We start from the raw sequence: 25,655 nt of genomic DNA, 5'->3' as shown, positions 1-25,655 counted from the left end.
GCTACGACCAGCCGTAGCGCTCGATCAGGCGCTCGACGACACGGTCGAAACGCGGCCGGTCCAGGGCGCACGCCTCCCGGCGCATCCCCGCCTCGTGGACCCGCAGCACCCGGTCGAGATCCACCCAGGACTCGCGACGCGCGCTGTCCCAGTCGCCCACCCCGATGGCCACCCACTCGCGATCACTGTCATGGCGCTTGCTGGACAGCTGTACGGCGAGGAGCGTCCCGGCCTCCTCCCGCGCCACCACCAGAACCGGACGGTCCTTGCCCCGTCCGTCGTTCTCCTCGAAGGGCACCCAGGTCCACACGATCTCCCCGGGATCCGGGGCGCCGTCGCGGTCGGGGGCGTAGGACGTGCGGACGGGGCCGATCGCGTGCGGGTCGGCCTCGGTCGTGGAGTGCTGGAAGGTCGTCACGGATCCACCGTAGAGCCCTGGCCGGGCATGCCGTCCCTGACATGCGGTGTTCGTACCCGCGTGCGAGGCTGAAAACGGACCCAGCGTCCGATTTTCGCCGTCAGGAGGCACGATCGTGGGCAAGAAACAGACCCGGGTGAACCGCGGTGCCCGTACGGGCGGTCACGAGCACAGGACCGAGGCGACGACGAAGGAACAGACGCCGTCCGTACGTGAGACCCCGCGGCCGATCATCGAGCAGGTCTCCCACAAGAAGGAGCGGAAGTTCGGCCACAACTGACTTCCGCACGACCGATCTTCCACGCGCCTGATCATCCGCCTGATCTTGACGCAGACGTAGACGCAGACGCACGACCGGGGCCCGACGCCAGTACGGCGCCGGGCCCGGCCTGTGGTCGTGCACCCGAGCGGCTACTCCTGGTCGTCGCCGACCGGGATCGCCTCCGCCCGGGGAGCGGGCGGCGACGCGCCGTTGACCGAGGGCGCCACCGCGGTCCTGGCGTCCGGACCCATCGTCGCGAGCAGCTGACGGGCCAGGCCGAGACCCGTCCCGCCCATGGTCAGCGCCTTGGCGAACATCTCCGCCATGCCGTCGGCGCCGTTCAGCAGGACCATCTGGTCCACATTGCCGAAGGCGGAAGCGCCCGCCTCGACGATCTCCGGCCACTTCTCGGCCAGCTGCTGCGCGACCACCGCCTCCTGGTTCTCGGCGAGCGCCGCCGCCCTCGCCTTGATCGACTCGGCCTCGGCAAGACCCTTGGCCCGGGTCGACTCGGCGATCGCCAGCCCCTTCGCCTGCTGGGCCGCCGCCTCCGCCTCACCGGTCAGCCGGGTCGCCGTCGCCTGGGCGGCACTGGCCAGCTCGGTCTCCTTGGCCTCCGCCTGCGCCGCCGAGATCCGGGCGTCGCGCTCGGCCTCGGCCCGCGTCCGGGTCTTGTACGCCTCGGCGTCCGCGGGCTTGCGGACGTCCGCCTGGAGCTGCTGCTCCTTGCGGTGCGCCTCCAGCTCGGCGACCCGGGTCTCCTGGACGACGACCTCCTGGCGCGCTCCCGCCTCGGCCAGCGGACCGGCCTGTCGGGCCTTCGCGGACGCCTGGTCCCGCTCGGCCTGATAGCCGGCCTGGAGGATCTCGCTGTCGCGGGTCGCCTCCGACATCCGCGCCGCGGCCTGCTGTTCCGCCTCGGTCGCCCGCCGGTTGGCCTCCGCCTGCGCGATCCGGGCGTCACGCTGGACCGCCGCGGCATGCGGCGCGGCCAGGTTCTTGATGTACCCGGTCGGGTCCTCGATCTCGTGGATCTGCAGCGAGTCGACGATCAGACCGAGCTTCTCCATCTCCGTGCCACAGGCCGAACGGGCCTGTCCGGTCAGCTTCTCCCGGTCACGGATCATGTCCTCGACCGTCAACCCGCCGACGATGGCGCGCAGATGACCGGCGAAGACGATGTGCACCCGCTCCGACATCAGCTTCTGCTGGTCGAGGAAACGGCGGGCCGCGTTGGCGATCGACACGAAGTCGTCGCCCACCTTGAAGATCACCACACCCCGGACCTTGAGCGGAATGCCCTGGTGGGTGACGCACTCCACCTGCAGCTGGGTCTCGTTGAGGTCGAGCGACAGCTTCCGTACCGCCTGGACCCCCGGCAGCACGAGCGTGCCGCGGCCGGTGACGATCCGGAAGCCCATCCCCTCGCCGAGCCCCTCCATCTTGTGGTTGGAACCGGAGATGATGAGCGCTTCGTTGGGTTCCGCGACGCGCCACATCAGTTTGAACAGTGCGATGAGAACGAGGACGGCGCCGATCACGCCGCCCGCCAGGATGCCGATGCCCATGGGCAGCTCCCCCTTCACCGGAGCCGTGCGGATCCGGTGAAGGGAGTGTGCGCCTGCTCATGGCCGGCGCTCAATGGATCGGTCAACTGTCGTACGCGGCTGTGACATAGACGGTGCGTGGAGGGAGATGTTCCAAGACCATCACGACCGTCCCGGTCTCGATCCGCTCCTTGGGATTGGCGGCATGGGCGAGGAAGTGCTCCGCGCCGCCCCGGATCCGGACGATCACCTCGCCGACGAGGCCGGGTCCGACGGTGCCGGTGACCCGGCCGAGCATTCCCACCATCGAGACGTCGTCCATGACCAAAAGGTACGTCAGATCCAGCCCTCCAGGGCGGTCATGAACCCGTCGAAGTCGTCCCGGTGGATCGTATGACCCGCGCCGACGACCGTACGGAGTTCGAAACCGCGCTCCTTGAGCATCTGCGCCCTCTCGGCGGGGACGAGGAAGCTCGGGTCGGCCAGCGTGATCAATGAGGGGACGAACGGCCGCACGGGCCACATGTCCCGGCCCACCACGCCCACCAGGCCGTGGGCGGTCCGCTCGTCCCAGAGCCTCACCGTCTCGACCTCGATGTCGAGATCCACCTCCGCCCAGCGGCGGTTGAGGATCCTGATGTGCTCGCGGGTGAGGGACTTGCCCTGGGTGAACATCTCCGGGCGATAGCCCTCCTCCCCGGCCGGCAGATGCCAGGCCGGGTCGGAGTAGACCGCGCGGCGCGGCGCGAGCCGCTCCACGGCGGCCGCGAGGGCCAGGGCGCCGAGCGAGTGGCCCAGGGCCAACTCGGCTCCCACGGGAAGGTTCTCGACGAGGTCGTCGGCGTAGTCCGACGGGCGGTAGCCCTCGGGGCCATCGGCGCGCGGGCTCGCGCCATGGCCGCGCAGGTCCACGGCGATCACCCGGTAGCCGCGCTCGGCCAGGGCCGGTCCGACCTGCCGCCAGGTGCGGTGGTCGGCCATGATGCCGTGGACCAGCAGCGCGATCCGGTCACCGGATCCCCACGTCGTGGTGTTCAGTCGCACGTCGATGCCTCTCGGGGTGTCGTCTTCTCGTCTTCAGCGCACGGTACGGATCGGGCGCACGGCGAGCGCCCCGAGCACCGACAGTACGGCGGCGAGGACAGGAACAGTGCGGTGTATCCGCCGCCGAGCAGACGACGCGCGAGGCGACGAACGGCGCGACGGTCTGCGGCCCGGCGTTGGGTACGTTCAGGGCGGTCGACACGTGTCAGCACCATGTGGTACTCGATTCCGGCCATCCGCCGGACCCCCGGCCGGATCGGTCTGGAAAGATGCCGGAGCGATGAGCCAGTCACCCAGACAGTCCGCCGACCGTGCCGTCCCGACCAGTGCCGATGTCGCGCGCCTCGCGGGCGTGTCCAGAGCGACCGTGTCGTACGTGCTGAACAACACCGCGGCCGTGCGGATCAGCGAGCCGACGCGCCAACGGGTGCGCGAGGCGGCGGAGGAACTCGGCTACGTGCCCCACGCCGCGGCCCGCAGCCTGCGCGCCGGCCACAGCCGGATGGTCCTGCTGCCGACCGCGCAGGTGCCGATCGGTCCGCTCTACAGCACGTTCTTCAACGAACTCCAGTGGGCGCTTCGCCGGCTCGACTACACCGTGGTGCAGTACGGCAGTCTCGGCCTGGACGGGGACGAGGCCGCCCGCGCCTGGGCGGAGCTCCGTCCGGTCGCGGTGGTCTCCTTCGGCGAGGTCGAGCTGACCCCGAACGGAGTGGAGATCCTCAAGCGCTCCGGCGCGAAGGCCGTGATCACCGTCGGCCCGCAGCGGGTCGCGGGAACGCACGCCCTGGTCATGGACCAGGCGAGGGTCGGCCGCGTCGCCGCCGGGCATCTGCTCGAGCGCGGCAGGCGCCGGATCGGCGTGGTGGTTCCCGAGGAGCCGGGTCTTGAGATGTTCTCGGGCCCTCGGCTGGACGGCGCCCGGCAGGCGGTGGCGGGGACCGACGCCATCGTCGTACCCCTGCCGCTGCGGTACGAGGAGGACTCGGCGAACGAGCTCGCCGGGCGATGGCGCGAGCTCGGGCTCGACGCCGTCTTCGCGTACAACGACGAGTACGCGATGCTCCTGATGCGTGCCCTGCAGGATGCCGGGATCTCCGTCCCGGAGGAGACGGCGGTCGTCGGCTCCGACGATCTGCTGCTCGGACGGCTGCTGCGGCCCCGGCTGACCACGGTCCGGATCGACATGGTGATCGGCCGGCGCCTCGCGGAGCTCGTCGACAGCGCGGTCCGCGATCCGGAGGGCACCCCGGAGGCGCGGGACCTGATGGCCTCGCAGGTCGTGCCCAGGGAATCCAGCTGAGCGCTCGACTCCGGGGAGCCGGGCTCGACGCTCACCCCTGGAGGTCCCGCCGAGCGCTCGGCCTCGGCACTCGGCTGAGCGCTCGGCGCCGCTGCGGCTTAGCGTCGAGGCATGAGCACCTTTCCGAGGCGTTTCGAGATCCTCCTCGTTCCCGAGCACGTGGAGGACCGGGGCGGAGCGTCCGTCGAGGACAGCGCGGTCCGGTCGGCGGTCGTCGAGGCCACGGGCCGGACCGGGGCCACGGGGTATCCGCGCTACGAGGGCCACGGCCTGGCCGCGGACATCGACCCCGAGACCCGCACGGTCGAGGCGCTGCTGGTCGACGGCCGCGAGCTGGACTACGGTCTGACGGCGCTGATCCGGCATGCGACGGGGTAGCGACCCGTGGGTGCGGTGGTATCGGTTCATCCACCACGCATCGAGCTGCGGGACCGTTGACATGAGGCGCCGCCCGACGGAGACTCGGCGCGCACGGCCATGAAGGAAAATTCACCAGGCGAACGTTGCGAACGTTGTACCGCAGGTCACGTGGGAGAGAACCGATGAGCATCCGCGACGTCTACATCGTCGACGCCGTCCGTACGCCGATCGGCAAGTTCGGGGGCGCGCTCTCCTCCGTACGCCCCGACGACCTCGCCGCACACGTGGTCAAGGCGCTCGTGGACCGTACGCCCGACCTCGACCCGGCCCGGATCGACGACGTCTACTTCGGAGACGCCAACGGCGCGGGCGAGGACAACCGCGACGTGGCCCGCATGGCCGTCCTGCTCGCCGGGCTCCCCACCTCCGTCCCGGGCGTCACCGTCAACCGCCTCTGCGGCTCGGGTCTCGAGGCGGTCATCCAGGCCGCCCGCGCCGTCGCGCTCGGCGACGCCTCCGTGGCGATCGCCGGCGGCGTCGAGTCGATGTCCCGCGCCCCCTGGGTCCTGCAGAAGCCGGAACGCGCCTTCCCGGCCGGCCACCAGCAGCTGCACTCCACGACGCTGGGCTGGCGCATGACGAACCCGCGCATGCCCGCCGAGTGGACGATCGGGCTCGGCGAGGGCGCGGAGCTCGTCGCCGACAAGCACGGCATCACCCGGGAGCAGCAGGACGCGTTCGCCCTGGCCAGCCACCAGAAGGCCGCAGCCGCGTGGGGCAAGGGGCTCTACGACGGCGAGGTCGTGCCGTACGGGGACGTGGACCTCGCTCGCGACGAGTGCATCCGCGACACCACCTCGATCGAGGCCCTCGCCAAGCTGAAGCCCTCGTTCCGGCGCGAGGGAGGAACGGTCACCGCGGGGAACGCCTCGCCGCTCAACGACGGTGCGGCGGCCCTGCTCCTGGTCGACGAGGAGGGGCTGCGGGAGACCGGCCGCGAGCCGCTGGCACGCATCCGCGCCTCCGCCGTCACCGGGATCGAGCCGCAGCTCTTCGGGCTCGGACCGGTCGAGGCGGTCCGACGCGCGCTGGAGAAGTCGGGACGCTCCTTCGGCGACCTGACGACGTTCGAGCTGAACGAGGCCTTCGCCGCCCAGTCGCTCGGCTGCCTCGCCGAGTGGCCGGAACTCGACCCTGAGATCGTCAATCCGCGCGGCGGCGCCATCGCCATCGGTCACCCGCTGGGCGCCTCCGGCGCGCGGCTCGCCGGCTCGGTGGCCCACCAGCTCGCCGCGGCGGGCTCGGGCACCGGCCTCGCGGCGCTGTGCATCGGCGTCGGCCAGGGGCTGGCACTGGTCCTGGAGCGCTGAGCCGGCGCGGCTGAGCCAGGGCGCTCGGCGGGCGCCGCCGAGGACGCCTACGGAACGCCGGAGGGGCGGTACGGGATCTCCCGTACCGCCCCTGCGGCTCTCTCCTACTGCTGCTTCGCGTCCTCGATGGACTTGCGCACCTCGTCCATGTCGAGCTTGCGCGCCTGACCGATCACGTCCTCCAGGGCGGCCTCCGGCAGAGCACCGGGCTGCGCGAACACGGCCACGTTGTCGCGCACGATCATCAGCGTCGGGATCGAGCGGATCTCGAAGGCGGCGGCCAGCTCCTGCTGCGCCTCGGTGTCGACCTTGGCGAACACCAGGTCCTCATGACGCTGGGACGCCGCCTCGAAGACCGGTGCGAACTGCCGGCACGGTCCGCACCAGGAAGCCCAGAAGTCGATCAGAACGAAGTCGTTGTCACTCACGATCTGGTCGAAGTTTTCCTTGGTGAGCTCAACAGTGCTCATGCTTTCTACCTCTCCGGGTCTCCTGGCGGGTGTCCCTCACGGTCCCCTGGGGACTCGCCCCGCACAACGGTGTATCGAGTCGCGCTATTCCACGCAGTTCCGCGCTGTTCAGCACGGGCACGGCCCTCGTTCCGAGCGTGCACGGCCGCGCCTTCCCCTGTGGCCACGGCGCACACCTGCCACCAGACTGGTGCGCATGACACATGAGGTGGAGCACGAGTACGACGTGGTGGTCCTGGGCGCGGGGCCGGTCGGCGAGAACGTGGTGGACCGGGCCCGGGCGGCCGGACTGAGCGTGGCGGTCGTGGAGAGCGAACTGGTCGGCGGCGAGTGCTCGTACTGGGCGTGCATGCCCAGCAAGACGCTGCTGCGCCCGGCCATCGCCCGCTCCGACGCCCGCCAGGTGCCCGGGCTGCGCCAGCTGGTCCAGGGGCCCCTGGACGCGGCGGCGGTTCTCGCCCACCGCGACTACTACGTCTCCGACTGGAAGGACGACGGCGCCGTCCGCTGGCTGGACTCCACCGGCGCCCGCCTCTTTCGCGGCCACGGCCGGCTGCGCGGCACCCGCAAGGTCACCGTCGAGGGACCCGAGGGCGAGCACCACCTCCTCAACGCCCGGCACGCCGTCGCCGTCTGCACCGGAACCCGCGCCGCGCTGCCCGATCTGCCCGGCCTGACCGGGGCCAGGCCCTGGACCAGCCGCGAGGCCACCAGCTCCCACCACGTACCCGGCCGGCTGATCGTGGTCGGCGGGGGAGTGGTCGCCGCGGAGATGGCGACCGCCTGGCAGTCCCTCGGCTCCCACGTGACGGTCCTCGTGCGTGGCAAGGGGCTGCTGCCCCGGATGGAGCCCTTCGTCGGCGAACACATCGCCGACGCCCTCATCGAGCGCGGCGCGGACATCCGGACCGGCGTCGACGTCGCCGCCGTCGTACGCGACGGGGGTACGGGGCCGGTCACCGTGGTCCTGGAGGGCGGCGACCGGGTCGAGGGCGACGAGGTCCTCTTCGCCACCGGCCGCAGCCCGCGCACCGACGACATCGGCCTGGAGACCGTCGGCCTGGAGCCGGGCTCCTGGCTGCCCGTGGACGACACCCTCCGGGTCACCGGCAGCGACTGGCTGTACGCCGTCGGAGACGTCAACCACCGTGTCCTGATGACGCATCAGGGCAAGTACCAGGCCCGGATCGCCGGGGCCGCGATCGTCGCCCGCGCGGCCGGGACCGAGGTTTCGGAGACCGAGCGCTGGGGCGCGCACACGGCCACCGCCGACCACGCCGCCGTGCCGCAGGTGGTCTTCACCGACCCCGAGGGCGCCTCGGTCGGACTCTCCCTCGCCGAGGCGGAGCGCGCCGGACACCGCGTCCGCGCCGTCGACCTCGACCTCTCGGGCGTGGCCGGCGCGGGCCTGTACGCGGACGGATACCGCGGCCACGCCCGTATGGTCGTCGACCTGGACCGTGAGACCGTCCTCGGTGTCACCTTCGTGGGCCCGGGCATCGGCGAACTGCTCCACTCGGCGACCGTCGCCGTCGCGGGAGAGGTGCCGATCGACCGGCTCTGGCATGCCGTCCCCGCGTACCCGACGCTGAGCGAGGCGTGGCTGCGGCTCCTGGAGGCGTACCGGGACGGTGCGGGGACGTCATGACCCCCGGGGTCCCGGACCTCGCCAACGACTACGACGGGCCCTGCGCCGTCTGTGGGGCGGTCGTGCCGGCCGGGGCCGGGGTGCTCAGGCACGGCCCGACCGGCGGCTGGGAGGTCTTCCACCCCGGGCACGTACCGGAACCCGCGCCGCCGCCCCGGCAGGATCTGCCGGGCTGGCACCGGCGCCACCTCCTGGCATTGGACATCGCGACCACCGGCAACCGGACGGCCGTCGACCGGATTCTCACCGCGGCGGTCCGGGGCAGTGACGGCGCGATCGGAGATTGGATCATGGATCCTGGATCCAATGTCCAATCTTCGGCGCCGGACAAGACGCCTGGCGTCACCCCGGAGCGCGCCCGGGCGGAGGGCGTGCCCGCCGCGCGGGCCTTGGACGAGGTGGCCACCCTGCTCGCCGGCCATCTGGCGGCGAACGAGATCCTGGTCGTCTGGTTCGCCCCGTACGTCCTCACCACGCTCCACGCCGAACTGCTCCGCCATGGGGTGCCCACGCTGACCGACCGCCTCCCGCACGGTGTGGCGCCCGTCTGCGACCCCCTCGTCCTGGACCGCCACGCCGACCGGTACCGCCCCGGCTCCCGCTCCCTGCGGGCCGTCACCGCCTGGTACGGCGTCCCGCACGACCACCCCGGGGAGGCCGGGTCCGACGCGGAGGCCACGCTCGGGCTGGCCCAGGCCCTCGCGGCCTCGTACCCGCCGGTCGCCCGGCTCTCGCGCCCGGCGCTCCACACCCAACAGATCCGCTGGAACGCGGAGCAGCACCGCCGCCATCCCGACGCCCTGGAGTGGCCGTTCGCCGCGGTCGAGCCGCTGCCGTGGGAGGACCCGCCGGCAGGCTGACGGAGTTGTCCGCGCCGCAGTCTCGCCGCCCCGCAGCCTCGCGCTTCGCCGCCCCGCGGTCTCGCGCATCGCCGCCCCATCGCCCCGCCGACGACGGAGACGATCCGTCGAACCGCCCGCCTCAAGCCCTCGGGATCAGCAGGTCCGCCGCCGCCCGGGCCGCCTGGAGCGCGGGGCGCGCGTCCGGTCCGGATTCCTGGCCGAGGACCACGCGGGTGCTCAGACCGTCGAGGAGTGCGAGGAGTTCGGAAGCGCGGGCCGTGACGTCGGCCGCGTCCATCGGCGCGAACCGGCCCTGGGTCACACCCTTGGTGAGCAGCGTTTCGAGGTCCTCCTGCCAGCCGCGGTCCAGCTCCCGCTGGGCCTCGCGCAGGGCTTCGTTCCCCGGGGTGCGGGGCCAGAGCTCGATCCAGAGCGTCCAGCGCGGATCGCGCGGGCCGTGCGGGAGATAGAGCCGCAGGAAGAGGTCGAGCTTGCGTTCCGCCGTCAGCCGCCGCGCCAGCAGCGCCCGGCGCTCCTCGGCGAGGGCGGCCTCGCTCCAGCGCAGCACGGCAAGGAGCAGCAGATCCTTGCTGCCGAAGTAGTACAGGATGTGGCCGCCGCTCGTGCCCAGGCGTTCGGCCAGCGCCGACATGGTCAGCGAAGCGAGGCCGCCCTCGGCGATGGCCGCCATGGCCTCCTCGAGCATCCGTTCCTGGGCGATGTGCCCGTCGCGCCGCCGCGCTGCCCCTGCCACCCGTTCCGCCTCCGTCACCCCTGACCCGATGGTCACGACTTTAACCGGGGGCCCGGAGGGTCTTGACGCGGTGGACCCCTCTCCCACATCTTGAATGCCATTCTAAGTTCTAGAACGGCATTCAAAGTCTGGGAGTGCGCATGGTGCAGATGGAGACAGCGGCGGACGTCGGTCGCGACCAGGTCTTCCAGGTCGAGGGCCACGGCATCGACCCCATCCCCGACGCGGAACGCCACGGCAGCGCCAGGGACGTCTTCTGGCTCTGGTTCGGCTCCAACCTCACCTTCACCTATGTGATCAACGGCGCTCTCGCCGTCGCCTTCGGCCTCTCCTTCTGGCAGGCCACCGCGGTCGTCGTCATCGGCGGACTCTCCTTCTTCGTCATCGGCGCCGCCGGACTGAGCGGCGTCCGTACCGGCACCGCCACCCTCGTCATATCCCGAGCCGCCTTCGGCGTCCGCGGCAACTGGCCCGCCGGGCTGCTCAACTGGGTCGTCAGCATCGGCTACACCATCGTCAACACGGTCGTCGGCACCCTCGCCCTCGACGCCCTCTTCGCCGACCTCGGCTGGAGCGGCGGCCACACCTCACGTGCCCTCGCCCTGTTCGTGACCCTGGCCCTGACCTTCGCCGTCGCCCTGTGGGGCCACGCGACCGTCCAGTTCGCCGAACGCTGGATGGCCTACGCGCTCGCGCTCGGCTTCGCCGGCCTGCTGGCCTTCGTGCTCCCCGGCGCCGACACGCTGGCACCGGCCGCGGGACCCGGCGCCGCCGGCTGGAGCCTCGCCTTCGTCGTCATGCTCGCGGGCCCCTTCTCGTACCTCCCGATGCCGGCCGACTACACCCGCTACCTGCCGCGCACCACCTCGCTCAAGGCCCTCACCTGGAGCGGCGCGCTCGGCGGCTTCCTCTCCTCCGTCGCCCTGGGCGTCGCCGGGGTCGCCGCCGCGACCCAGACCGACATGACGGACGCGGTCGCCGGTGCCGAAGGGCTGCTCCCCGGCTGGTTCCAGCCCCTCTTCCTCGCACTGATCCTCGGCGGCTCGGTCACCAACTCGATCATCACGCTCTACTCCTCGAGCCTCAACCTCCAGGTCCTCGGCATCCCGTGGAGCCGCGCCCGCGCCATCGTGATCAGCGCCGCCGTCACCGCCCTCGGCTCGCTCGGCGCGCTCTTCCTCACCGACTTCACCACCTCGCTCCTCGCCTTCCTCTCCCTCCTGATCATCGTCTTCGCCCCCTGGGGCGGTGTCTTCCTCGCCGACATGGTCCTGCGCCGCTGCTCCTACGACTCCGCCGCCCTGCACGCGGGACCGGGCGGCGGCTACTGGTACCGCTCCGGCTGGCACCCGGCCGGGATGGTCGCCCTGCTCGCCGGAATGCTCTTCGCCGCGCTCACCTGTGACTCCGAGCTCTGGACCGGTCCGCTCGTCGCCCCGCTCGGCGGCGCCGACCTCACCCTCCTCGGCGCGGCGGTCTCCGCGATCGTCTACGTCCTCCTCGCCCGCCGCGCCGTCACCCCCGCGCGGCCGTAACACCCCTGAAAGAAGCTGGAGTCCGCCCGAATGAACAGCAGCACCACCCCCGCCGATCTGGTCCTCACCCGGGCCAGGGTCCACACCGTCGACCCCACGCTCCCGGAGGCCGAGGCGCTCGCCGTGCGCGACGGACGGATCGTCTGGCTCGGCGCGGACGCCGACGCGGCCGTCTGGGTCGGACCCGACACCCGGATCATGGATGCGGGAGGCCGACTCGTCCTGCCCGGGTTCATCGACGCCCACAACCACGTACGCCTCGGATCCGACGACGCCTGCGTCCAGCTCGCCGGCGCCCGCACCCTCGACGAGATCCACGAGCGGATCCGCACCTGGCACACCGCCCACCCCGACGCCCCGTGGATCGAGGCCGAGGCCTTCGACTACTCGGCGATCCCCGGCGGCCGGATGCCGACCGCGGCCGATCTCGACCCGGTCACCGGCGACACCCCCGCACTCGTCCTCAGCTACGACGTGCACACCGCCTGGCTCAACACCGCCGCCCTGCACCGCCTCGGCATCGACCGGGACCATGTCGACGTGCCGTTCGGCACCGCCGTCACGGACCCCGAGACCGGCGAGCCCACGGGATTCGTCAAGGACTTCGCGGTCAAGGGGCTCTCCCGCGCGGGCCACCGCGCCCTGCGCGATCTGGGCGTGCCGTGGGCCGCGCCCGACCGGCAGTACGGCCGGCTGGCCAAGAGCCTCGACGACGCCATCGGCTACGGCATCACCACCGTCGTCGAACCCCAGAACTCCCTCGACGACCTCGCCCTCTTCGAGCGGGCCCGCGCCGAGGGCCGGCTCCGCTCCCGGATCGTCGCCGCCCTCTTCCACCCGCGCGGCACCACCGAGGGTGATCTCGACGAATTCGCCGCCACGGCACGGCAGTTCGACGACGAGCGGTTCCGCGTCGGCCCCCTCAAGCTGTACATCGACGATGTCGTCGAGCCCCGTACGGCCGCCCTCCTGGAGCCGTACGCCGGGTGCGGACACCACCGCGGCGACACGTTCTACCCGCCGGAGGAGTTCGCCGAGCTGCTCACCGCACTCGACGCGCGCGGCTTCCAGTGCTTCGTGCATGCCACCGGCGACCGCGGCATCCGTACGGTCCTCGACGCCGTCGCCCGCGCCCGCGCCGCCAACGGGCCGCGCGACGCCCGCCATCAGGTCGTCCACGTCGAGTGCCTCGACCCCGCCGACACCCCGCGCTTCGCCGAACTCGGGGTCGTCGCCTGCATGCAACCCCGGCACGCCGCCCCCGACATCGCGGGCCCGGGCCAGGACTGGGCCGAGAACATCGGCCCCGACCGCTGGCACAAGGCATGGCCCCTGCGCAGCCTGCATGCCGCCGGAGCCGTCCTCGCCCTCTCCAGCGACTGGAACGTCGCGGAGATGGACCCGATGGTCGGCATCTACACGGCGGTCACCCGCCGCCCGCTCCACGGCGGCGGGGAGCCCTGGACCCCGGAGGAGACGATCGACGTCGCCACCGCGATCGAGGGCTACACGATGGGTTCGGCGTACGCCAACTTCCTCGAAGAGGAGCGGGGTTCGCTGAGCGTCGGCAAGCTCGCCGACTTCGTGGTCCTCTCCCGCGACATCCTCCGCTTGGACCCGGAACGGATTCCGGGAACGGTGGCCGAGACCGTCGTGGTGGGCGGCGAGGTCGTCCGTACGGCAACGGACCGCTGAGGTACCGGCGGCCCTCCGGAAGGGAGGGCCGCCGGTACGGGACCGTCAGAGGCGGCCGAGGATCTCCCGCAGCTCCGTGATCTCGGCGGACTGCGTCCGCACCACGTCGTCGGCGAGCTTCTTCGCCGTCTCGTTCCGGCCGTCCTTCTGCTCGGCCCTGGCCATCTCGACCGCCCCGTCGTGGTGGGCGATCATCAGCTCGGCGAACTTCCGGTCGAAGGCCTTGCCCTTGAGGGACTCCAGGTCCTTCATGTCCTGCTCGGACATCATCCCGGCCATGTCGTGACCGCCGTGGGCGCCGCCGTGACCGTTCTGTCCGGCGGACTCCGGCCTGCCCCAGCCCTTGAGCCAGGACTTCATCTTCCGGATCTCCGGATCCTGGGCCCTCTCGACGTCGGCGACGATCTTCTTGACGCCGGCGTCCTCGGCCCGCCCGTCGGCGAGCTTCGCCATCGCGAGGGCCTGCTCGTGGTGCGGAATCATCGCCTGCGCGAACGCGACGTCCGCGTCGTTGAAGGCGCCGGGGGAGGCGGAGGGGGCGGCGGTGGCGGACGCGCCGGTCTTCGCGCCGTGGTCCATCCCGCTCGTGGAGTCGCTGTCGGAGCCACTGCCGGAGCCGCAGGCGGAGAGCAGGAGCGCCGCGGCGGCCACGGCGCCGGCGAGCGCCGGCTTCCTGCTGGTGGGGTTGTCGAAGGCACGCATGTGTGTCACACCTCGTGTGCTGTCGTACGGCGTACGCGAGCGACGCGTACGCGCGGAAAGGGCTGAACGGACGCTTCTGCGGGCAGCACAAAGTGCCCGCGGTGGCGGTTCGGCCTAAATCCGCAGTACGGACAGCTGGGCGAGGTCGGGAGGTATGGGCGGCGGGGCGTTCGGACCCGGCGCGTGGGTGAGTCGGCCGAGGAGCCGGACCAGCCAGTCGGGGCGGCGTCCGAGCGCGGCGAGGACGAACCGCGCCAGCGCCCAGATCCCGAGGACCGCCACGCAGAGCGTGGTCATGTCCATATCCATGCCGGGATCGTGGGAGGAGGCGGGCGCCTCGTCCTCCATCGGGTGCGGGGCGGCGGAGACATGCGTCATGCCGTCCGCCGCGGCGTCCGACGGGCTCTCCGGGTGGCCCACGGCATGCATCACGAAGACGCCGAGGGCGAGCACCACGACGAGCAGCAGCTGCGCCAAGGCGCCGCCCGCTCTCGTGTTGCCGCGTCCCACTCGTCCCGTACGCACGACTCGAACCTCCCACGGCGAGCCTACCGAACCGTCCCCGGCTCCTCGCGCAGGGCACGGGAGTCGGCGGGCCGGTGCGGTCCGGCGTCAGGGGGGTCAGTCGAGCTGTTCTCCGGCCATCGCGGCGGCGAGCCGCAGGTGCGGCGCGGCCTCGGCGGCCCGCCCCTGCCGCTCAAGGGTGCGGCCGAGCATCAGCCGGGCGTACTGCTCCACCGGGTCCCGGTCGAGCACGGCGCGCAGCTCGGCCTCGGCGCGGGAGAGCTGCGCCGAGTGGTAGTAGGCGCGGGCGAGCAGCAGGCGCTGCGCCGTCTGCTCGGGGTGATCGGCGACCAGGCCGCGCAGGATGCGGACGGCCGTCAGGTACTCCTTCGCCTCGAAGAACAGCTGGGCACGGTCCCAGCGCTCGCCGGCTGTTCCGAACTCGTAGTACGTGTCGTTCACTTGCTCTCCCTCGTGGGATCCCTACTCTGCCGTCCGGTGGGGTGGCACTTCGGTCAACACCGGAGAGTGGTTGATGATTCCACTACGTTCCGCTGTGCATTTTCGCGTGGAGACACGCCCACGTCGTCCCCGGACAGGAATAGGTTGAGCGTCATGAGCAATCTTGATCGTCAGGCCGCCCTCAGCGTCTGCGGCGGCCGCGGCTTCGTCGTCGCCGAGCCGGTAAGGGAACTCCTCAGTCCCCGCCACGTCCAGCTCGGCGAGTCGACCGAAGTCCGCCGCCTGCTCCCGAATCTCGGCCGCCGCATGGTCGGCGCCTGGGCGTTCGTCGATCATTACGGTCCCGACGACATCGCCGACGAGCCCGGGATGCAGGTCCCGCCGCACCCCCACATGGGGCTCCAGACCGTCAGCTGGCTCCATGAGGGCGAGGTCCTGCACCGGGACAGCACGGGCAGCCTCGAGACGATCCGCCCGCGCGAGCTGGGCCTGATGACCTCCGGCCGGGCGATCTCCCACTCGGAGGAGAGCCCCAAGTCCCACGCCCGCTTCCTCCACGGCGCACAGCTGTGGGTCGCGCTCCCGGACGCCCACCGCCACGTCGAGCCTCACTTCCAGCACCACGCGACCCTCCCGCAGGTCACCGCCCCCGGCCTGACGGCCACGGTGATCATGGGCGAACTCGACGGCGCGGAGTCCCCCGGCACCACCTACAGCCCCCTGATCGGCGCCGACCTCGCCCTCGCGGCGGGTACGGAGACGAACCTCCCGCTGGAGCCGGACTTCGAGTACGCGGTCCTGTCGATGTCGGGCGAGGCCCACGTCGACGGCGTCCCGGTCCTCCCCGGCTCGATGCTCTACCTCGGCTGCGGCCGCACGGAACTCCCCCTGCGCGCGATCTCGGACGCCGGCCTGATGCTCCTGGGCGGCGAGCCGTTCGAGGAGGAGATCGTCATGTTCTGGAACTGGATCGGCCGCTCGCAGCAGGACATCGAGGAGGCGCGCGAGGCGTGGGCGAACGGCACCCGATTCGGCGAGGTGAAGGGCTACGACGGCGCTCCGCTTCCGGCCCCGGAGCTGCCGGCCACCCCGCTGAAGGCGCGGGGAAGGGTCCGTTGATCTGCTGTTTCTCGACGTGGATCAGGTGTACGTGGTTGCGGACAACGGCTTCCGGTTAGTGCCGGTGCGGTACGTGAATCCGTTGCCGCTCGCAGTTGCATCAGGATTGGCGGCGACTCCCAGGTTCGTCCATCTGTGGTCAGCTCTAGTCAGACGGATGCCGACTCAATGCCGACTTTGCTGACGGTTAGTCAGCTGGTCTCGACATCCCTCAAGACCGTCGCCATGCCCGCATCGATCCAGTGATGAGCGAGCGCCGTAACAGTAGGGCCACGGCTGGGGGTGCGTGCGGACTGCGCCGAGCCCACCAGGACACGGTTCCCGTGAAGCGGTGGGTGTACCGGAGGGATTCGGGGGCACAGGGAGCTCAGCGAGTGGCCTCGCTCCAGCCGTCGCCTGCGGTACGCCCCCCACTCGCAGGCGACGGCGCTGCCTTTCTTCAGACGGACTTCCGCCGCGTCGCTTTCTTCGCCGCGGGCTTCTTGGCCGCCGCCCTCTTCGTAGGCGCCTTCTTCTCGGCCGCAGCGTTCTTTTCGGCATCTCGTGGACGCTGGCGTGCCCGCCGTCGTCCATCCCGCCGTGGGGCCGCCTTGGCCTTGGCCACGGACTCTCCAGTGCGGCCATAAGGTCGACCGTCGAGCGCACGGTCAGCGGCCTGCCGGCCCAGCTGGCCCACGAGGTGGGGACCTGGGTGTTGGTGCTGCGCGGTGAATGGCGACGGCAGCACCTGCCGCGCGGATTCCGGTGCATCCGCAGGTACATGTCCGGGCTCCAGCCCTCCTTGTAGGTTGTTCGGACAGGGGCGTGGTCAGCCTGCGCGAAGTCAACGACGGCGGGGTCGCGCAGGCGGCCCGGAGCCTGACTGGTGCTGCGGGCGGCCAACTCGACTGCGCTCTGCGCAGCCTGTTCCGGACCCTGAAGCAGGAACGGATCTTCCCGCGACCCCGCCCGCACCCTCGGTGTCGGCCGCTCGACACGCCTGCCCCGCTCGGTCCCCTCGTGTTCGAGGAAGCGAAGTCGGCGTTCGGCCGCCTCGTCATCGCGCTGGTCGCTGTGCACGCCCTGAACGGTGAGGAGAACCGGCCCTGTTCCTCGCGGACCTCGACTTGTCCCCTGGCAGGCCCACCGTCCGCCAGAGCATCACGAGGCGCACGATTCAGGAGTATTTCCGGCGGGAGCCGAGCCATTCCGTGCGCAGTGCGGCCAGGCGAGGCAGCGCCGGCAGCCTTCGGGTCAGACGGTCCGCACCCTTGGCGTAGGCGATGCCGAAGAGGAGGGCGGTGGCCAGGGACAGGGGTTCGGAGATGTCGTCCAGGATCGGGTAGATCTGCCAGTGCGTCAGGTAGATGGAGAGCGAGCTGGCCGCGAGGAGCCCCGCCGCCTGATTGACCCGGTGGTGGCTGGGAAGCGTGGGGAACCACACCAGCAGGACGAAGCCGATGAGGACGAACGCCTCGCGCCGTGGTTCGCCGGGGAAGAAGCCGGGGACTGTGGCGAGCGCGGCGAGGGTGATGAGCAGCCGATGGGGCGTCGTGCGGGCCTTCGCGGCCGCCCAGCCGAGGGCGAACAGCCAGAAGACGGTGACGGCGTCGGTGATCTGGGAGCGTTCGGGGAGGCCGACCAGCTCGTAGCGGGTGAGCAGCCCGAGTGCGACGAGGGCGAGTGGGAGTCCGTACGGGAAGCGCCGTTCGGCCCGGTCGACGGCGGGCAGGGCAAGCAGCGCGAGCGTCGCGAGGAGGATGTACGTGAGCGCTTCCACGAACCACAGGTGCAGACCCGGCCCCATGTCCTGCGGGAAGAGGGCGTTGTGCAATAGGAGGAGGTTGCTCAGGTCGTAGCCGGCGCCGATCAGGATTGCGAAGGCGGTCCAGGCCATGCACGGAAGTGCGATGCGCGCGATGCTCCGGCCCGTGCGGCGGACGCGTTCGCGTCGCTCGGCGGAGGTGAGTAGGAAGCGGGCGAAGTTGAAGCCGGCCACCGCGAGCAGCAGATGCGCACCGCCGCGGATCTCGAAGAGACGGACGTGCGAGCCGACGATGCACACGATCGCGACCGCGCGCAGAGCGACGCTGGTCTCCAAGGACCGGACCCGGGCCCGCAGGGGAGTCTTCCGCTCGGGGAGCCGTAGTTCGCTGATCGGTGTCGTGTGCCAGCTGGTGGGGAGATGGCCGAGGCGCTCTTCGAGGTGGAGTGACATCTCGACGTAGGACAGGGAGTCGCCGCCGAGCCCCACGAAGGTGCTGTCGGGTGTCACGTCCGTGCGGTCGAGGATCCGGGCGTAGAGAGCGCGCAGGTCGTCGGTGCCCGCGCCGCCGGGAGGGACTCCGGCGTCGTCCGGCCGGCTCAGGGTGCGGACGGCCTGGTAGTCGGGCTTGCCCGTGGGCAGGCGGGGGAGTTCGGGCAGCAGGTGGACGCGTATCGCGCGCGCTGGCAGGCCGAACTCGTCGACGACGCGTCTTCGGATCCGCCGCTCGTCCCATCCCGGCTCGCGCACGACGGCGAGGGCGAGACCCTTGTCGTCCCCCGCGCACAGCGCGCTGAGACTGTGGCGCTCTTCGAGTGTCGTCTCGACCTGCTGGGGGTCGATCCGCAGGCCGAGGATCTTCAGGAACCGGCTGCGGCGGCCGACGATCTCGTACAGGCCGTCGTCGGTACGCCGGGCCAGGTCACCGGTGCGCAGGGTGTCGACGGTGCGGCCGAGGGCGAGGTCGTCGGGGGTGTGGGCGTAGCCGAGCATGACGTTCGGGCCGGAGTAGACGAGTTCGCCGACGTCCTCCCCGAACCCGGAGGTCTCGTCGACGGCTTCGAGGGAGAACGAACCGCCGGGAACGGGAACGCCGATCGCTCCCGGATGCGCGGTCGCGAGCTCCGGCGGCAGATAGGCCATGCGGGCGGTCGCCTCGGTCTGGCCGTACATGACGAAGAGGTCCCAGCCGCGACGCTGCCCCAACTCGGCGTACCGGGTGACCCGCTCGGGGGCGAGGCGTCCGCCGGCCTGGGTGACGTACCGCAGGTGGGGCAGGTCCATCTCGGCGAAGCCGACGCGGTCGAGGAGGTCGAAGGTGTACGGGACTCCGGCCAGGGCCGTGCCGAGGGCGGTGCGGAAGAGGTCCCAGAAGCAGGCGTCGGCGACCGAGAGTTCGGTGAGGACGAGGCCGGCGCCGCGCAGCAGGTGGCTGTGGATGACGGACAGGCCGTAGCAGTAGTGCATCGGCAGGGTCGTCGCGGCCCGGTCGGTGTCGCGGATCCCGAGGTACGTGGCGATCGACTTGGCGTTCGCCTGGAGGTTCTCGTACGAGAGCCGGACGAGCTTGGGGGAGCCGGTCGAGCCCGAGGTGCTCAGGAGCAGGGCGAGATCGGGGTGGAGGTCGTGAGCAGATCCCGTCCGCCGCTCCTCGATCCGCCACTCGCCGGAGCCGGAGCCCGGATGGACGACGACGTCCGGGTCGTAGGCGGCGGTCAGCGCCGCAACGGCCTCCGGGTGATCGCCGGGGACGAGTAGGACCGGGTGCCCCGCCGAGAGCGCGGCCAGGTGGACGACGAGCGCGCCGACGGCGTTGGCGCCGGGGAGGAGCACGAGGCGGCGCCCGGAGCCGAGCCGCCGGGCGGTGTCCGCGACCCGACGGGCCAACTCGCCGTAGGAGACCTCGCCCTCGGCGGTGACCAGAGCGGTGCGGTCGCCGTGCAGCGCGAGGCCGTGGGCGAGGGGGAGGGCGTGGCCGCCGACGGGCGGGGCAGGGAGGAGCGTCACGGGCGCATCGTAGGTAAGGCTTTCCTAATCGAGAAGAGGGGGTGGTGACGCTGGATGCCTATTCGCGACCGGTCCGTTATCAAAGCCTGACTTGACCATTAGGTTAGCTTTACCTTATCAATGCGGTATTCACAGGTTCTCCCAGTAGCTCTTCGTCGCTCGTCGCAGGAACCAATCGCCGTGGGCGAGGGCAGCGATCGGCACGGCAGGAAGGCATCACCTCACATGCGCCGCCCCTTGGCTCGCACGCTGACCGCGCTCACCGCGGCAGCCCTGCTCGTTCCCGCGCTCGTGAGCTGCGGCAGCGACGAACCGGCCGGACTGGTCATCTACTCCGGCCGTAACGAGAACCTGGTGAAGCCGCTCATCGAGAAGCTGGAGAAGCATCTCGGCACCAACGTCGAGGTTCGCTACGGCGACAGTGCCGAGCTCTCCGCGCAGCTCCTGGAGGAGGGTGACAAGACCGAGGCCGGGCTCTTCCTCTCCCAGGACGCCGGAGCCCTCGGAGCGCTCTCCAAGGAGAACCGCCTGGCCCCGCTTCCCAAGGCCACGCTGGACAAGGTCGCCCAGGAATACCGTGGTTCGGCCGGTGACTGGACCGGTGTCAGCGGCCGCGTCCGCGTCATCGCGTACAACCCCGACAAGGTGCCCACGCCCCCGGAGAGCGTGCACGACCTGGTGAAGCCGGAGTGGAAGGGCAAGATCGGCTTCGTTCCGACCAACGCCTCCTTCCAAGCCTTCGTCACCGGCATGCGCGTCCTGGAGGGCGACGACGCCGCCCGCACCTGGCTCGAAGGCCTGAAGGCCAATGAGCCCAAGGCGTACGAGAACAACCTCAAGGTCCTTGAGGCCGTCGACAAGAGCGAGGTCTCGCTCGGCCTGATCAACCACTACTACTGGTACGAGCAGGCCGCCGAGAAGGGCGCCGACAAGCTCAAGGCCAAGGTCCACTACCTGCCCAAGGGCGACCCGGGCGGCCTGGTCAACGTCGCCGGCGTCGGCATCCTCAAGGGCGCCGACAAGAAGCAGGCCGGGTTCGCGCAGAAGGCCGTCGACTACCTCCTCTCCGCCGAGGCCCAGGAGTACTTCGCCCAGGAGACGAAGGAGTACCCGCTGGCCGCCGGAGTAAAGACCGCCGAGGGCGTGCCGCCGCTGGAGACCCTGCAGCCGCCGAAGATCGACCTCGGCCGGCTTGCCTCCCTCAAGGAGACGCTGGCCATGCTCCAGGATGTCGGACTGGTCTGACGTGACCGCACCGGAGCGCTCCGCCCCGGCCCTTCGCGACCCCCGCCCGGCGGGTGCCCAGGCACCTGCCGGGCGGGGGCGTGCCGTCGGCCGGCCGTCCCTGATCCTGATCGTGCCCGCCGTGCTCGCGGCCGCCCTCGCCGTGCTGCCGCTCGGCTACCTCGCCGTGCGCGCCCTCGAACACGGCCCCGCCTTCGCCTGGGACGTCATCGCCGACTCCCGCACTGGCGAACTCCTTCTGCGCAGCCTCGGACTGACCACCGTGGTCGTCGCCGCCTGTCTGCTCATCGGCATCTCGCTCGCCTGGCTCACGGTCCGTACCGCGCTGCCCGGCGCCCGCGCCTGGTCCGTACTGGTCACGCTGCCACTGGCGGTGCCCAGCTACGTCACCGCGTTCGCGTGGCTGTCCGCCGCGCCGTCCCTCGCCGGCTTCACCGGCTCGGCGATCGCACTGACCCTGGCGAGCTTTCCCTACGTGTACCTGCCGGTCGCCGCCACTCTGCGCGGCACCGATCCCGGCCACGAGGAGGTGGCGCGCTCCCTCGGCCACGGCCCGCTGCGCACCTTCCTGCGCGTCACCCTGCCCCAGCTGCGCCCCGCTGCCGCCGGCGGCGGGCTCCTCGTCGCGCTGTACGTGCTCTCCGACTTCGGCGCCGTCTCCCTCATGCGGTACGACACCTTCACCCGGGGCATCTACACCTCCTATCGCGCCAGCTTCGACCGCACCCCGGCAGCAGCGCTCAGCGCCGTCCTGGTCGTCATGACGGTGCTGCTCGTCGCCGCCGAGACCCGCACCCGGGGCCGCGCCGTCTACTCCCGTACCGGCACCGGAACCGCCCGGCGGGCCGTCCCGGTAGCCCTAGGACGCCTCAAGCCCCTCGCGCTCGCCTGGTGCGGGGCGATTGTCGCCCTGGCCGTCGGCTTCCCGCTCGCCACGCTCGGGTACTGGCTCGCCGTCGGCACCTCCGCCACGTGGAACTCGGCCACGCTGACCGCCACCGCGCTCACCACCCTCGGTGTGGCCGCCGCGGGCGCCGCCCTCACCGCTCTGCTCGCGCTGCCGGTCGGCGTCATCGCCGCCCGCCACCGAGGCCGCCTCGCCCACCTCCTCGAACAGGCCGCGTACGCGGGCCACGCCGTGCCCGGCATCACCGTGGCCCTCGCCCTCGTCTTCTTCGCCGTGCGCTACGCGCGCCCGCTCTACCAGGAGACACCCCTCCTGATCTGCGCCTACGCTGTGCTCTTCCTGCCCGTCGCGGTGGCCGCCACCCGCGCCGCCGTCCTCCAGGCGCCGCCCGTCCTCGACGACGTGGCCCGCTCCCTGGGACGTACCCCGTTCGGCGTGCTCCGGGAGGTCACGCTGCCGCTCGCCGCACCCGGCGTCGCGGCCGGCGCCGCCCTCACCTTCGTCGTCTGCATGAAGGAACTCCCCGCCACACTGCTGCTGCGCCCCACCGGCATGGACACCCTGGCGACCCGGCTGTGGACCGAGACCGGCACCGGGTCCTTCGCGGCGGCCGCCCCCTACGCCGCTGCGCTGATCCTGCTGGCAGCCGTTCCCTCGTACCTCCTCGGAAGGCACCGCACATGAACGAGCTCGAGGTCCGCCAGGTCGTCAAGGCGTACGGGCCGGGGGCACCGGTCCTCGACGGCCTGGACCTCGCCGTCCCCGGGGGCGCCCTTGCCGCCGTGCTCGGCCCGTCCGGCTGCGGCAAGACCACTCTGCTGCGGGTGATCGCGGGCTTCCTGAAGGCCGACGCCGGCACCGTGACCGTCGCCAGCCGGCTCCTCGGAGGCCCCGGCGTCCACCTGCCGCCCGAGCGGCGACGCATCGGGATCGTCCCCCAGGAGGGCGCGCTCTTCCCGCACCTGAGCGTGGCCCGGAACGTCGCCTTCGGACTGAGCGACCTCGACCGTTCGGCGGGGCGGGTGCGCGTGGGGGAGATGCTCGACCTGGTGGGTTTGCCCGGCTACGGCGACCGCATGCCGCACGAGCTCTCGGGCGGTCAGCAGCAGCGCGTGGCTCTCGCCCGCGCGCTCGCCCCTCGGCCTCATCTCGTGCTCCTCGACGAACCGTTCAGCGCACTCGACAGTGGACTGCGCGGTGCCATACGGGCTGAGGTCCGTGCCGTGCTCAGGGAGAGCGGCGCGACCGGACTGCTCGTGACGCACGATCGGCAGGAAGCGCTCTCCACCGCCGATGTCGTCGCCGTCCTGCGCGAGGGGCGCGTGGCCCAGTGCGCCACCCCGGAGGAGCTCTACCACCGGCCGCTGGACCCGTGGCTGGCCTCCTTCGTCGGAGACGCCGTCCTCGTGCCCGGCACCGCCGACAAGGACGTGGCCACGACCGCGCTGGGGCGCATCCCGCTGGCCGCCGTTCCGGCGGGCCGTCGCGAGGGGCTGGTCCTCCTGAGGCCCGAGCAGCTCCGGCTCGCGGAGCCGGACGGCGCCGACGCCGAAGGCGTCGTGACCGATGTCCGCTTCTTCGGCCACGACGCCCTGGTCACGGTCGCCGTCGTCGGCCTGGACGAGCAGGTCGACATCCGCACCCCCACTCCGCTGCGGGTGGAACCGGGCCGGAGGGTCGGCGTCCGCCTCGCCGGCGAGGCCACCTTGCACCCCGGCACGGCCTAGACGAGTCCGACCAGGCGCCCCCTACCGGCGGCGGGATGTTCCGGTTGAGGGCGAAGACGTTCCCGGGGTCGTAGCGGTCCTTCAGGGCGACGAGACGGGCGTACTTCTCCGGGTGATCCTGGAGCGAGAGATGGCGGTCCTCGACCTGGCAAAGATGCGTCAAGCGTCGCTCGGCTCAAAGCACGTGCTGGTAACGGAGCTCCGTGAGTGTGATCCCGTCGTAGACGTCGTCCTGAGCCGCACCGTCAGCCTGATAGCCAGCCCGTTCGTAGAAGCGCCGGGCTCGTTGGTTGTCACGCAGAACCCACAGAGCTGACGCCTCGAAGCCCTGGCCCTTCATCTGAGCATGAGCCTCGTCCAGGAGGATCCGGCCGATGCCCTGGCCGATCAGATCCGGCGAGACGTACAGGGCGTAGACCTCACCGACCCGTCCCAGATCGGGCGCCTCACTTCGACACGGCCCGAAGCAGATCCACCCCACCGGGCCACGGTCACCGAGTGCCACAAGATCTCGTGACTCTCGTCCGGGTTGAGAGAACCACTGCCGCCGTTGCCTGGCATCACCTTCCACCGTCATGGCATCCAAGTACGTCTGGGGAACGACGCCGGCGTACGCCGCCTGCCATCCTCGGACTCGGATCGTCGAAACGGCCTCGATGTCGGCCGCATCCATCTCCCGCACGTACGCCATCGCGCCACCGTAATGGCACAGGCACCTCAGGACGAACTGCTTTACCCCGCCGTCGGTGCCTCCTCTTATGAGAGCGGCTCCTGACTGACGATCTTCTCCGCGGGCTGCCGCCCACGATCAGGGTGAGTCCCCTGAACACGGGGCACACCAGACCTTCGAACTGCGACTTCAAGTTGGCGGAGGCCCAGTGCCGGATGCGGGCGCGGAGAGGCGCGCCCCTACCGCTGTCGGCGCACTGGTACTGACGTCGGCCTCAGGTCGATGTCCGACTACCGCCAGCGTGGTCCGTCTCGTTTGATCACGCTTGCGGTATGACGATTCGATCCGAGACTGACTCGGTAACGGTCCTGACCGGCATGTATGCGGCCGAGGCGGAGTACCTGGCGGCCGGAGGCCCGGGCGAGGCTTCGTTCGACCTGCTTGCTCCCTTCTTCGCTCCTGATGTCGTGCTGTATCAAGCCGATGCTCTGCCCTATGGCGGAACCTGGCATGGGCACGAGGGCATGGAAGGGTTCTTCCTCGCGATGAGCCAGGTGTGGGAGTCGTTCGACATGGCGGAGCAGGAGTACCTCGCCACCGGCGGTATTGCGGTGGTGCTCACCCAGGTCCGTGCTCGTGCCCGCGCCACCGGCCGCGAGCTCACGTTCCCGATCTTGCAGACGATCACGGTCAACGACGGGCGGATCTCTGAAGTCCGCCCCTTCTACTGGGACACCGAGGCGATCGCCGCCGCTTGCATGGGACCGGCACAGGCCGCCCGAAGCCGTCCGTGACCACACTCGTTACAGCCACTCGGTGTCTGATTCCCACGCGACAAGGAGTGTCGCGTGGGCGCTCGGTTGGGATCCGGGCGGCGAGCAGTGCGGCGGCTTCCTCGTCGCGGCCGGCGCCCTCCGCGACATCGACCAGGGCCGCAGCGAGGGACCAGTCGTCGATGTGCGGCTGCAGCAGAGTGAACGCCTCGTCGCTCCGGCCGCGCCGGGCGAGCAATCGTGCATAGGACTCCAGTGCCAGTGGAGCCCGAGCCCCATACGAGCTAAGGACACCGCCACCCTGCAGAAGGCCAAGGCACCAAGCCCGGCACCTGCTCCTACAACTCCACCAGGCACGACTACAAGATGTGCTGAACCCGGCAGGCCCTGGTGCCCGTCCCTGTCCGGGGACGGGCACCAAACCGGCGGCCCCCCGGGGGCGGGGGCGGCCGGGGGGCGGGGCGGGGGGGGACGCGCGGGGGGCCGCCCCGGGGCCCATCGGGTTGGGATGGGTGGGGGGAGTATTTTACTCCGGGGGGCCAAAGGG

General features: G+C 71.2%; 24 protein-coding genes and 1 pseudogene. 13 read left to right on the top strand and 12 right to left on the bottom strand.

The annotated features are described in order from the left end of the window. Nucleotide 1: 1 nt before the first annotated feature. Nucleotides 2-418 (bottom strand): type II toxin-antitoxin system PemK/MazF family toxin, encoded by a 417-nt coding sequence (locus tag ACFVZW_RS20270; protein ID WP_329113164.1) that lies wholly within the window; start codon nt 416-418, stop codon nt 2-4. Nucleotides 419-533: 115 nt separating this feature from the next. Here ACFVZW_RS20270 and ACFVZW_RS20265 point away from each other — a divergent pair, with 115 nt between their 5' ends. Continuing rightward, nucleotides 534-698 carry a hypothetical protein gene (locus tag ACFVZW_RS20265; protein WP_384523116.1) on the top strand — a complete coding sequence of 55 codons (165 nt, stop codon included), beginning with the start codon at nt 534-536 and terminating at the stop codon, nt 696-698. A gap of 131 nt (nt 699-829) precedes the next feature. Here ACFVZW_RS20265 and ACFVZW_RS20260 read toward each other — a convergent pair whose 3' ends face one another. The 3 genes from ACFVZW_RS20260 to ACFVZW_RS20250 all read right to left on the bottom strand — a co-directional run bounded on the left by ACFVZW_RS20260 (nt 830) and on the right by ACFVZW_RS20250 (nt 3,271). Further along, nucleotides 830-2,248 (bottom strand): flotillin family protein, encoded by a 1,419-nt coding sequence (locus ACFVZW_RS20260; RefSeq protein WP_384523114.1) that lies wholly within the window; start codon nt 2,246-2,248, stop codon nt 830-832. A gap of 82 nt (nt 2,249-2,330) precedes the next feature. Further along, entirely contained in the window at nt 2,331-2,549 is a 219-nt protein-coding gene (locus tag ACFVZW_RS20255; RefSeq protein WP_384523112.1) for a hypothetical protein, read from the bottom strand. Nucleotides 2,550-2,563: 14 nt separating this feature from the next. Further along, nucleotides 2,564-3,271 (bottom strand): alpha/beta fold hydrolase, encoded by a 708-nt coding sequence (locus tag ACFVZW_RS20250; protein ID WP_384523110.1) that lies wholly within the window; start codon nt 3,269-3,271, stop codon nt 2,564-2,566. A gap of 280 nt (nt 3,272-3,551) precedes the next feature. On the opposite strand from ACFVZW_RS20250, the gene ACFVZW_RS20245 reads away from it, so the two are divergent. The 3 genes from ACFVZW_RS20245 (at nt 3,552) to ACFVZW_RS20235 (ending at nt 6,304) form a co-directional block, all read left to right on the top strand. Continuing rightward, nucleotides 3,552-4,574, top strand: a complete 1,023-nt coding sequence (locus ACFVZW_RS20245) for a LacI family DNA-binding transcriptional regulator (protein WP_384523108.1) — start codon at nt 3,552-3,554, stop codon at nt 4,572-4,574. A 111-nt stretch (nt 4,575-4,685) separates the two neighbouring features. Continuing rightward, nucleotides 4,686-4,952, top strand: a complete 267-nt coding sequence (locus ACFVZW_RS20240; protein ID WP_384523105.1) for a hypothetical protein — start codon at nt 4,686-4,688, stop codon at nt 4,950-4,952. A gap of 164 nt (nt 4,953-5,116) precedes the next feature. After that, on the top strand, nt 5,117-6,304 hold the full coding sequence (locus ACFVZW_RS20235; RefSeq protein WP_384523103.1) for a thiolase family protein: 1,188 nt from the start codon (nt 5,117-5,119) through the stop codon (nt 6,302-6,304). 104 nt (nt 6,305-6,408) lie between these two features. On the opposite strand, the gene trxA is transcribed toward ACFVZW_RS20235, so the two are convergent. Then, nucleotides 6,409-6,774, bottom strand: coding sequence for a thioredoxin (gene trxA / locus ACFVZW_RS20230; RefSeq protein WP_384523101.1), 366 nt, complete (start codon nt 6,772-6,774; stop codon nt 6,409-6,411). 196 nt (nt 6,775-6,970) lie between these two features. Here trxA and ACFVZW_RS20225 point away from each other — a divergent pair, with 196 nt between their 5' ends. Further along, nucleotides 6,971-8,422, top strand: coding sequence for a dihydrolipoyl dehydrogenase family protein (locus ACFVZW_RS20225; protein ID WP_384523099.1), 1,452 nt, complete (start codon nt 6,971-6,973; stop codon nt 8,420-8,422). Further along, nucleotides 8,419-9,282: a 3'-5' exonuclease gene (locus ACFVZW_RS20220; protein WP_384523097.1), complete on the top strand. Its 864-nt coding sequence runs from the start codon at nt 8,419-8,421 to the stop codon at nt 9,280-9,282. Before ACFVZW_RS20225 ends, ACFVZW_RS20220 begins: the two co-directional genes overlap by 4 nt. 121 nt (nt 9,283-9,403) lie before the next feature. Here ACFVZW_RS20220 and ACFVZW_RS20215 read toward each other — a convergent pair whose 3' ends face one another. After that, nucleotides 9,404-10,018 (bottom strand): TetR/AcrR family transcriptional regulator, encoded by a 615-nt coding sequence (locus ACFVZW_RS20215; protein WP_384523095.1) that lies wholly within the window; start codon nt 10,016-10,018, stop codon nt 9,404-9,406. 140 nt (nt 10,019-10,158) lie between these two features. Between ACFVZW_RS20215 and ACFVZW_RS20210 the strand changes: the two genes are divergently transcribed. Both ACFVZW_RS20210 and ACFVZW_RS20205 read left to right on the top strand, forming a co-directional pair. After that, nucleotides 10,159-11,553 carry a purine-cytosine permease family protein gene (locus ACFVZW_RS20210; protein WP_384523093.1) on the top strand — a complete coding sequence of 465 codons (1,395 nt, stop codon included), beginning with the start codon at nt 10,159-10,161 and terminating at the stop codon, nt 11,551-11,553. Nucleotides 11,554-11,583: 30 nt separating this feature from the next. Beyond that, nucleotides 11,584-13,248, top strand: a complete 1,665-nt coding sequence (locus tag ACFVZW_RS20205; protein WP_384523091.1) for an amidohydrolase — start codon at nt 11,584-11,586, stop codon at nt 13,246-13,248. A 45-nt stretch (nt 13,249-13,293) separates the two neighbouring features. Here ACFVZW_RS20205 and ACFVZW_RS20200 read toward each other — a convergent pair whose 3' ends face one another. The 3 genes from ACFVZW_RS20200 to ACFVZW_RS20190 form a co-directional block, all read right to left on the bottom strand. Further along, nucleotides 13,294-13,950: a DUF305 domain-containing protein gene (locus ACFVZW_RS20200; RefSeq protein ID WP_384523089.1), complete on the bottom strand. Its 657-nt coding sequence runs from the start codon at nt 13,948-13,950 to the stop codon at nt 13,294-13,296. A 114-nt stretch (nt 13,951-14,064) separates the two neighbouring features. Further along, complete coding sequence (locus ACFVZW_RS20195; RefSeq protein ID WP_384523087.1) at nt 14,065-14,475, bottom strand: DUF6153 family protein; 411 nt, start codon at nt 14,473-14,475, stop codon at nt 14,065-14,067. Nucleotides 14,476-14,571: 96 nt separating this feature from the next. Continuing rightward, the gene (locus ACFVZW_RS20190; RefSeq protein WP_384523085.1) at nt 14,572-14,916 is read right to left on the bottom strand and encodes a tetratricopeptide repeat protein; all 345 of its coding nucleotides are present in this window, start codon (nt 14,914-14,916) and stop codon (nt 14,572-14,574) included. A gap of 153 nt (nt 14,917-15,069) precedes the next feature. Here ACFVZW_RS20190 and ACFVZW_RS20185 point away from each other — a divergent pair, with 153 nt between their 5' ends. Continuing rightward, the gene (locus tag ACFVZW_RS20185) at nt 15,070-16,035 is read left to right on the top strand and encodes a pirin family protein (protein WP_384523083.1); all 966 of its coding nucleotides are present in this window, start codon (nt 15,070-15,072) and stop codon (nt 16,033-16,035) included. A 1,156-nt stretch (nt 16,036-17,191) separates the two neighbouring features. Here the strand turns inward: ACFVZW_RS20185 and ACFVZW_RS20180 are convergent. After that, on the bottom strand, nt 17,192-19,786 hold the full coding sequence (locus ACFVZW_RS20180; RefSeq protein WP_384523081.1) for an AMP-binding protein: 2,595 nt from the start codon (nt 19,784-19,786) through the stop codon (nt 17,192-17,194). A 225-nt stretch (nt 19,787-20,011) separates the two neighbouring features. Here ACFVZW_RS20180 and ACFVZW_RS20175 point away from each other — a divergent pair, with 225 nt between their 5' ends. Genes ACFVZW_RS20175 through ACFVZW_RS20165 form a run of 3 tightly spaced genes read left to right on the top strand, consistent with a single transcriptional unit; the run spans nt 20,012 to nt 23,665 of the window. After that, a complete protein-coding gene (locus ACFVZW_RS20175) occupies nt 20,012-21,031 on the top strand; it encodes an iron ABC transporter substrate-binding protein (protein ID WP_384523079.1) in 1,020 nt (339 codons plus the stop codon). Beyond that, nucleotides 21,015-22,622 carry an ABC transporter permease gene (locus ACFVZW_RS20170; RefSeq protein WP_384523077.1) on the top strand — a complete coding sequence of 536 codons (1,608 nt, stop codon included), beginning with the start codon at nt 21,015-21,017 and terminating at the stop codon, nt 22,620-22,622. The genes ACFVZW_RS20175 and ACFVZW_RS20170 overlap by 17 nt, the downstream gene beginning before the upstream one ends. Next, nucleotides 22,619-23,665, top strand: a complete 1,047-nt coding sequence (locus ACFVZW_RS20165; RefSeq protein WP_384523074.1) for an ABC transporter ATP-binding protein — start codon at nt 22,619-22,621, stop codon at nt 23,663-23,665. Before ACFVZW_RS20170 ends, ACFVZW_RS20165 begins: the two co-directional genes overlap by 4 nt. A 43-nt stretch (nt 23,666-23,708) precedes the next feature. Here the strand turns inward: ACFVZW_RS20165 and ACFVZW_RS20160 are convergent. Together ACFVZW_RS20160 and ACFVZW_RS20155 are read right to left on the bottom strand one after the other, a co-directional pair. Continuing rightward, nucleotides 23,709-23,828, bottom strand: a pseudogene (locus ACFVZW_RS20160) (BBE domain-containing protein); the annotation flags it as partial. A gap of 12 nt (nt 23,829-23,840) precedes the next feature. Beyond that, nucleotides 23,841-24,356 carry a GNAT family N-acetyltransferase gene (locus ACFVZW_RS20155; RefSeq protein ID WP_384523072.1) on the bottom strand — a complete coding sequence of 172 codons (516 nt, stop codon included), beginning with the start codon at nt 24,354-24,356 and terminating at the stop codon, nt 23,841-23,843. 311 nt (nt 24,357-24,667) lie between these two features. Between ACFVZW_RS20155 and ACFVZW_RS20150 the strand changes: the two genes are divergently transcribed. Continuing rightward, complete coding sequence (locus ACFVZW_RS20150; protein ID WP_384523070.1) at nt 24,668-25,129, top strand: nuclear transport factor 2 family protein; 462 nt, start codon at nt 24,668-24,670, stop codon at nt 25,127-25,129. Nucleotides 25,130-25,655 lie beyond the last annotated feature (526 nt).

It is taken from the genome of Streptomyces sp. NPDC059567 (genome assembly GCF_042735655.1).
Classification (GTDB): Bacteria; Actinomycetota; Actinomycetes; order Streptomycetales; family Streptomycetaceae; genus Streptomyces.
This window is presented reverse-complemented; position numbering and strand designations above follow the sequence as displayed.